7 protein-coding genes are annotated in these 6,134 nt (G+C 73.6%); 5 read left to right on the top strand and 2 right to left on the bottom strand.

All coding sequences use genetic code 11. From position 1 onward, the window contains the following. The coding region (locus AB0J39_RS37535; protein WP_363473664.1) for an FCD domain-containing protein at positions 1 to 304 on the top strand (304 nt) is incomplete at its 5' end. 4 nt (positions 305 to 308) lie between these two features. Here the strand turns inward: AB0J39_RS37535 and AB0J39_RS37530 are convergent. Beyond that, complete coding sequence (locus AB0J39_RS37530) at positions 309 to 1,127, bottom strand: GDSL-type esterase/lipase family protein (RefSeq protein WP_363473661.1); 819 nt, start codon at positions 1,125 to 1,127, stop codon at positions 309 to 311. Between the two features lie 170 nt (positions 1,128 to 1,297). Here AB0J39_RS37530 and AB0J39_RS37525 point away from each other — a divergent pair, with 170 nt between their 5' ends. Further along, positions 1,298 to 2,521 (top strand): isochorismate synthase, encoded by a 1,224-nt coding sequence (locus AB0J39_RS37525; RefSeq protein WP_363473658.1) that lies wholly within the window; start codon positions 1,298 to 1,300, stop codon positions 2,519 to 2,521. A gap of 18 nt (positions 2,522 to 2,539) precedes the next feature. On the opposite strand, the gene AB0J39_RS37520 is transcribed toward AB0J39_RS37525, so the two are convergent. After that, positions 2,540 to 3,160, bottom strand: a complete 621-nt coding sequence (locus tag AB0J39_RS37520; RefSeq protein WP_363473655.1) for a YigZ family protein — start codon at positions 3,158 to 3,160, stop codon at positions 2,540 to 2,542. Between the two features lie 131 nt (positions 3,161 to 3,291). Between AB0J39_RS37520 and AB0J39_RS37515 the strand changes: the two genes are divergently transcribed. From AB0J39_RS37515 to AB0J39_RS37505, 3 genes are all read left to right on the top strand, one after another. Continuing rightward, positions 3,292 to 4,329 carry a membrane dipeptidase gene (locus AB0J39_RS37515; protein WP_363473652.1) on the top strand — a complete coding sequence of 346 codons (1,038 nt, stop codon included), beginning with the start codon at positions 3,292 to 3,294 and terminating at the stop codon, positions 4,327 to 4,329. Beyond that, positions 4,326 to 5,453 carry a M20 family metallopeptidase gene (locus tag AB0J39_RS37510; RefSeq protein ID WP_363473649.1) on the top strand — a complete coding sequence of 376 codons (1,128 nt, stop codon included), beginning with the start codon at positions 4,326 to 4,328 and terminating at the stop codon, positions 5,451 to 5,453. Before AB0J39_RS37515 ends, AB0J39_RS37510 begins: the two co-directional genes overlap by 4 nt. Then, a partial coding sequence (locus AB0J39_RS37505) for a GNAT family N-acetyltransferase (RefSeq protein ID WP_363473646.1) occupies positions 5,450 to 6,134 on the top strand: 685 nt, incomplete at its 3' end. The genes AB0J39_RS37510 and AB0J39_RS37505, both read left to right, overlap by 4 nt.

The raw sequence follows: 6,134 nt of genomic DNA, 5'->3' as shown, positions 1-6,134 counted from the left end.
GGCCGCCGCGCGAGACGGCGACGCGGCCTTCGTGGACGCCGACATCGCTCTGCACGCGGCTGTCGTCGCCGCCGCGCACAACCCGGTGCTGACCGACCTGTTCGCCGAGTTCGTCCCCCGCCTGCGGGAGGGACTGGTCGCCCTGGTCGACCTGCTCGGCCTGCGGGCCGACGACCCGAACCCGGGAGACGACTCCCATGCGGCGTTCGTCGGCGCCGTCGAGCGCGGCGACGCCGACGGGGCGGGCCGCGTGCTGCAGGAGGAGCTGGAGCAGACCCTCGGCCGTCTCCGCCGCACCCGCTGAGAGATCAGGGTTCGACGGCGTCGGAGAAGAGCCGGGGATCGAAGGTGATCTTGGCGAGGGCCTTCTGCCCGTCGGCGTTGGGGTGGAAGTAGTCCCAGGCGCTCACCTGCTTGAGGGTGAACGGATAGGAGAAAACCGCTCCCCCATCGTAGCGGCAGGCCGGGCCGTACCTCGCGCACGCCTGCCCGAGCTGCTCGTTGTAGTCCATCACCCGCTCGCGCACCCGGTCGCGCCTGGCCTCGTCCTTCTTGGCGGTGGACGTCGGGTTGGCCAGCATCGACTGGCAGATGCGGCCGATCCCCCAGAAGACGCGCGCCCACCCGTTGTCCTTGCCCACCCGCCACAGGCGCTTGACGTCCGGGATGCTCGCGACGAAGACCCGCGCGCCGGTGGGCCGCAGCACGTCGAAGGCCGCGTCGATGTTGCGCCGGAACGTTCCCACGGGCGTCATCTCCTTCTCGGAGCCCACGCAGGCGTCCTGCGCGCCGATGAGGACGGTGACGTAGCCCGCGCCGGCCTCGGCGGCCTGCCGCGCCTGCCCCCGCAGGTCGGCGCTGGTCGACCCCGGGACGGCGAAGTTCAGGTTGTGCCCCTTGATCCCGCTCCCCATGGCGAGCAGGCGCAGGTAATGGCTGTTCACCGACGGGAAGTCGCCCGCCGACCACGAGCGGGACGTGCAGGCGACGTACCAGCCGCAGGCGTTGAACCCCGCGCTGATCGAGTCCCCCAGCGCCGCCATCACGGCGGGCGTCGTACGGGCGTGGGCGCCGGTCGGCACGAGCAGGACGCTCGCGACCAGGACCGGCGTGATCTTCTTGATCATGGGCACCTCCGGGAGATCAAAGGTAGGGATCGCGTGGAGGTACGCTCTATCGCCACCAGGGAAGGCGAGCCTTCCATGACCAGATTCCTATCGCGGCTTGACAGAGGGCAGCGCGATCGCATGGGGGGCCTCTTGTCGAACACGTTCAGATCCTGCGTAGAGTGAGTCGGGTGACTGTCGCTCTTATCCGGCCCCTCGTGGTTCGCACGGTCGCGGTGAGCGACCCTGACGATCTACTGGCGCGTCTGCCCGACGCCGCGCCGTACGCCTGGATCAGACACGGTGAGGGACTCGTCGGCTGGGGGGAGGCGGCGCGGGCCGCGGTGCCGCCGGGCCCCGGGCGGTTCGACTGGGCCCGCGGCTGGCTCTCCTCGCTGTTCGCAGGAGCACGCATCGAGGACGAGGTCGGCATGCCGGGCTCGGGACCGGTCGCCTTCGGCTCCTTCACCTTCGACGCCGACGCCGCGGGGACCGTGCTGGTCGTCCCCCGCGTGGTGCTCGCCCGCAGGAACGGCCGCGCCTGGCTCACCACGATCGGCGACGGCGCCTTCGACCTGGTCACCCCGCCTTCCGCGCCCGGCCGCATCCGGTACGGCGACGGCTCGCTGTCGGCGCCGCAATGGGAGCACCGGGTCGCGCGAGCCGTACGGCGGATCAGGGACGGCATGCTGGACAAGGTCGTGCTCGCCCGCGACCTGACGGCCGTCGCCGAGCGGGACATCGATCCCCGCGTGCTGCTGGAACGGCTGGCCGAGCGCTACCCCGAGTGCTACACGTTCTCGGTGGACGGGCTCGTCGGCGCGACGCCGGAACTGCTGGTGAGGCACACCGGCCAGGCGGTCGAGTCGCTGGTCCTCGCGGGCACGACGCCGCGCGGCGCCCACCCCGCCGACGACGCGGCCCGCGGCGCCGCCCTCTTCGCCTCGCAGAAGGACCGCCACGAGCACGCCTGCGCGGTCGCCTCGGTCCGCGAGGCTCTCGCGCCCCTCTGCTCGGCGCTCGACGTGCCCGACCGCCCCGAGTTGCTGGTGCTGCCGAACGTCCAGCACCTGGCCAGCCGGGTCACCGGACGGCTGTCCGACGGCGCGTCGGTGCTCGACGTGGTGGCCGCGATGCACCCCACGGCCGCGGTCGGCGGAACACCCACCGGCGCCGCGCTCCGCGTGATCCGCGAACTGGAGGGCATGGACCGCGCGGGTTACTCCGGGCCGGTCGGCTGGATCGACTCGCGCGGCGACGGCGAGTGGGGCATCGCCCTGCGCTGCGCGTACGTCTCCGGCAGGCGTGCCCGGCTGTTCGCCGGCTGCGGCATCATGGCCGGGTCGGACCCCGCCTCCGAACTCGCCGAGGCGCAGGCCAAGCTCCGCGTGATGCGGTACGCCCTGGAGGGGTGACGGCCCGGCGTCGCCCGCTCAGCGGGCGAGATGGACCGGGCCGCCGAGCGCGGTCTCGGCCCGCCCGGCGGTGACCGCCGCGATCCACTCCTCGAAGACGGGCAGCCGGTCCTCGGCCACCGCCACCTCGAAGGCGACCCTCGCGCCGTAGTCGACACCCCGCAGCACGTACGGCGAGGCGCGCAGGTCGCTTTCCAGCCTCCCGGCCTGGGCGTGGCCGACCGACACGGTCACGACCGCCGCGGGGACCATCTCGACCACCCCCGCCCGGTCGAGCGTCTCCCCCACCGCGCCGCCGTACGCGCGGGCGAGGCCGCCCGCGCCCAGGAGCACCCCGCCGAAGTAACGGGTGACGACGGCGGCCACGTCCGCGAAACCGCGCCGGGTGAGCATCTCCAGCATCGGCGTCCCGGCCGTGCCGCCCGGCTCCCCGTCGTCGTCCGCCCTGCGGACGCCCTGACCGATGACGTACGCCGAGCAGTTGTGGGTCGCGTCGGCGTAGAGCCGCCTGCGCTCGGCCACGAACTCCCGCGCGACCTCCTCCGTGGCCGCCGGGGCGAGCGCGCAGATGAAGCGTGATCGGCGGATCTCGATCTCGTGCTCGACGGTGTCCCTGATCGTCCGGTACGGCGCTGCCACGGGATCAGCTTATTCAGCCGCCTGCCTTTACGAAGTAAAGTAAGGTCTTTGGCCAGCCGCACGAAGGTTGCCCACTCTTTGGTGCGATCGGACGAACTGCCGCGCTCCTTCCCTGCCGTACCGTCAGCGGGGTGCCAGCCCACCTCCACCACACCGCCGTCGTCGCGGACACGCACAACGACCTGCTGATGGCCGTCGCCGAACGCCCGCCGGCCCGGTGGGCGTCCTTCTTCCGCGAACGGTGGCTGCCCCAGCTGCGGGACGGCGGCGTGGACCTGCAGGTGCTGCCGGTCTTCGTGGACGACCGCTACCGGCCGGAGGGCGCGCTGCGCCAGACCCTGCGGATGATCGAGTGCGCCCACACGCTGGCCGAGGGCAACGCGGACGCCGTACGGCTCTGCCTGGACGGCGCGCAGGTCGACCGGGCGCTCGACGACGGCGTGATCGCCCTGGTCCTGGCGCTGGAGAGCATGCCCGGCCTGGACTCCTCCGTCGAACTGCTGCCCACCCTGCACCGGCTCGGCGTACGGGTCGCCTCGATCGCCCACTGGGGGCGCACGCCGCTGGCGGACGGCAGCGGCGAGGACGCCGCCGGCGGACGGCTCACCCACGCCGGGGCGGCGGCCGTACGGGAGATGGAGCGGCTCGGCATGCTCTTCGACGTCTCCCACCTGGGCGCACGCGGCGTCGAGCACGTGCTGGAGCTGGCCACCCGCCCGGTGATGGCGACCCACTCCTCCGCCCGGGCCCTGCGCGACCACCACCGCAACCTCACCGACGACCAGATCCGCGGCGTCGCCGCCACCGGCGGGGTCGTCTGCGTGAACTTCTTCCCCGTCTTCCTCGCCGAGGACCCCGCCGATCACACGCTGGACCGGCTGGTAGCGCACATCGAGCACGTGGCCGCGGTCGCCGGGATCGACCACGTGGGACTGGGGCCCGACTTCGTTCGTGAGGTGCTGCACGACGTCACTCCCCCGTGCTGTGAGGACTTCGGCTTCGACGGGATCGACCCCGGCGCCGCCCTGCCCGGGCTGGACGGGCCGCGCGGGCTGCCCCTGGTCACCGAGGCGCTGCTGCGGCGGGGACTGGCGGAAGACGACATCCTGAAGATCCTCGGCGGCAACGTGCGGCGGCTGTTCCGCGCCGAGCTGGGCAGGCCACTGTGAAGAGCACTGTGAAGACGGCGGTGAACCTCTCCGCCATGCTCGCGGACCTGGAGGAGCTCGTCTGCTGCGAGTCGTTCTCCGCCGATCACGAGGCGGTGGCCCGCAGCGCCGCCGTGGTCGCGGACCAGGGACGCCGCCTGCTCGGCACCCCTCCGGAGACGATCGTGATCGACGGCGTGACGCACCTGCGGTGGAGCTTCGGCGAGCCGCGTGTGCTGCTGCTCGGTCACCACGACACGGTCTGGCCGATCGGCTCCCTGCGCTCGCGGCCGTGGTCGGTCACCGGCGGCATCGCGCGGGGGCCCGGCGTGTTCGACATGAAGGCCGGGCTGGTGCAGATGTTCCACGCGCTGGCCGCGCTCCCCTCCCCCGACGGCGTGTGCGTGCTGGTAACCGGGGACGAGGAACTCGGGTCGCCGTCCTCTCGCGCCCTGGTCGAGGAGTCGGCGCGCGGCCGCGCCGCCGCCTTCGTGCTGGAGGCGAGCGCCGACGGCGGCGCGCTCAAGACCGCGCGCAAGGGCATCTCCACGTACGAGATCGTGGTGCGCGGCCGGGCCGCCCACGCCGGCCTCGATCCCGGCAAGGGGGCCAACGCGGGAGTCGAGCTCGCCCATCAGATCCTCGCCGTCGCCGCGATGGCGAGCGCGGACTTCCCGGACGGGGGCCTGGACGGCACGACGGTCACGCCGACGCTGCTGTCCGGCGGCACCACGATCAACACCGTGCCCGCGCTGGCCCGCCTGGCCGTGGACGTCCGCGTGCCGACCGTCACGGCCCAGCTCCGCGTGGACGCGCTGATGCGGGCGCTGACGCCCCGGACGCCCGGAACCCGCCTGGAGGTTCTCGGCGGCCCCAACCGCCCGCCGCTCGAACCGGCCTCGTCGGCCGGCCTGTTCGCGCTCGCCCAGCGGGTCGCCGCCGGCCTCGGACTCGCTCCCCTGCCGGGTTCGGCCGTCGGGGGCGCGTCGGACGGCAACCTCACCGCCGGCGCCGGCTGCCCCACCCTGGACGGGCTCGGCGCGGTCGGCGGCGGCGCGCACGCCGACGACGAGCACGTGGTCGTGGCCGAGATGCCACCCCGTGCCGCGCTGCTGACGGGCCTGGTCGAGGCGGTGCGCGGATGAGCGGCCCCGGCGAGCTGCGACTGCGCGAATTGCACACGATCGAGGAGTTCGAGGACGTCTGCCGCCTGTTCGCCGGCATCTGGCGCCCGGGTCCCGGGGGCGCTCCGGTCACGGCGGAGATGATGCGCGCTCTCTCCCACGCCGGCAACTACGTCGCCGGGGCCTATCGCCAGGACCGGCTGGTCGGCGCGTCGGTCGGGTTCGTCGCGGCCCCGCCGCGGCGGGCGCTGCACTCCCACATCACCGGGACTGTCGCCGGGCAGGGCGCCGGTTTCGCGTTGAAGCTGCACCAGCGCGAGTGGGCGCTCGACCGCGGCCTGGACACGATCACCTGGACGTACGACCCGCTGGTGCGCCGCAACGCCCACTTCAACCTCGCCAAGCTCGGGGCCCGGCCGGAGGAGTACCTGCCCGCCTTCTACGGCACCATGGCCGACGCGATCAACGCCGGGGACGAGAGCGACCGGGTGCTCGCCGTCTGGCGCCTGACCTCGCCGCACGTGCTCGCCGCCGTACGGCATGAACCGTCCCCGATGCAGATCCCGCCGGGCGCGGTCGCCGGGCTGGACGACGCCGGCGGCCGGCCCGTGCGGGGCCGCACCGACGCCGAGACGGTGCTGGTCGCCGTGCCCGGAGACATCGAGACCCTGCGCGTGACGGATCCGGCCGCGGCCCGCGCCT

It is taken from the genome of Microbispora sp. NPDC049633, from assembly GCF_040675265.1.
GTDB classification, from domain to species: domain Bacteria; phylum Actinomycetota; class Actinomycetes; order Streptosporangiales; family Streptosporangiaceae; genus Microbispora; species Microbispora maris.
This window is presented reverse-complemented; position numbering and strand designations above follow the sequence as displayed.

What these genes read in the sequence shown, in the direction of transcription:
- AB0J39_RS37530 (WP_363473661.1), bottom strand. Translation starts at nt 1,127, where the DNA reads ATGATCAAGAAGATCACGCCGGTCCTGGTCGCGAGCGTCCTGCTCGTG.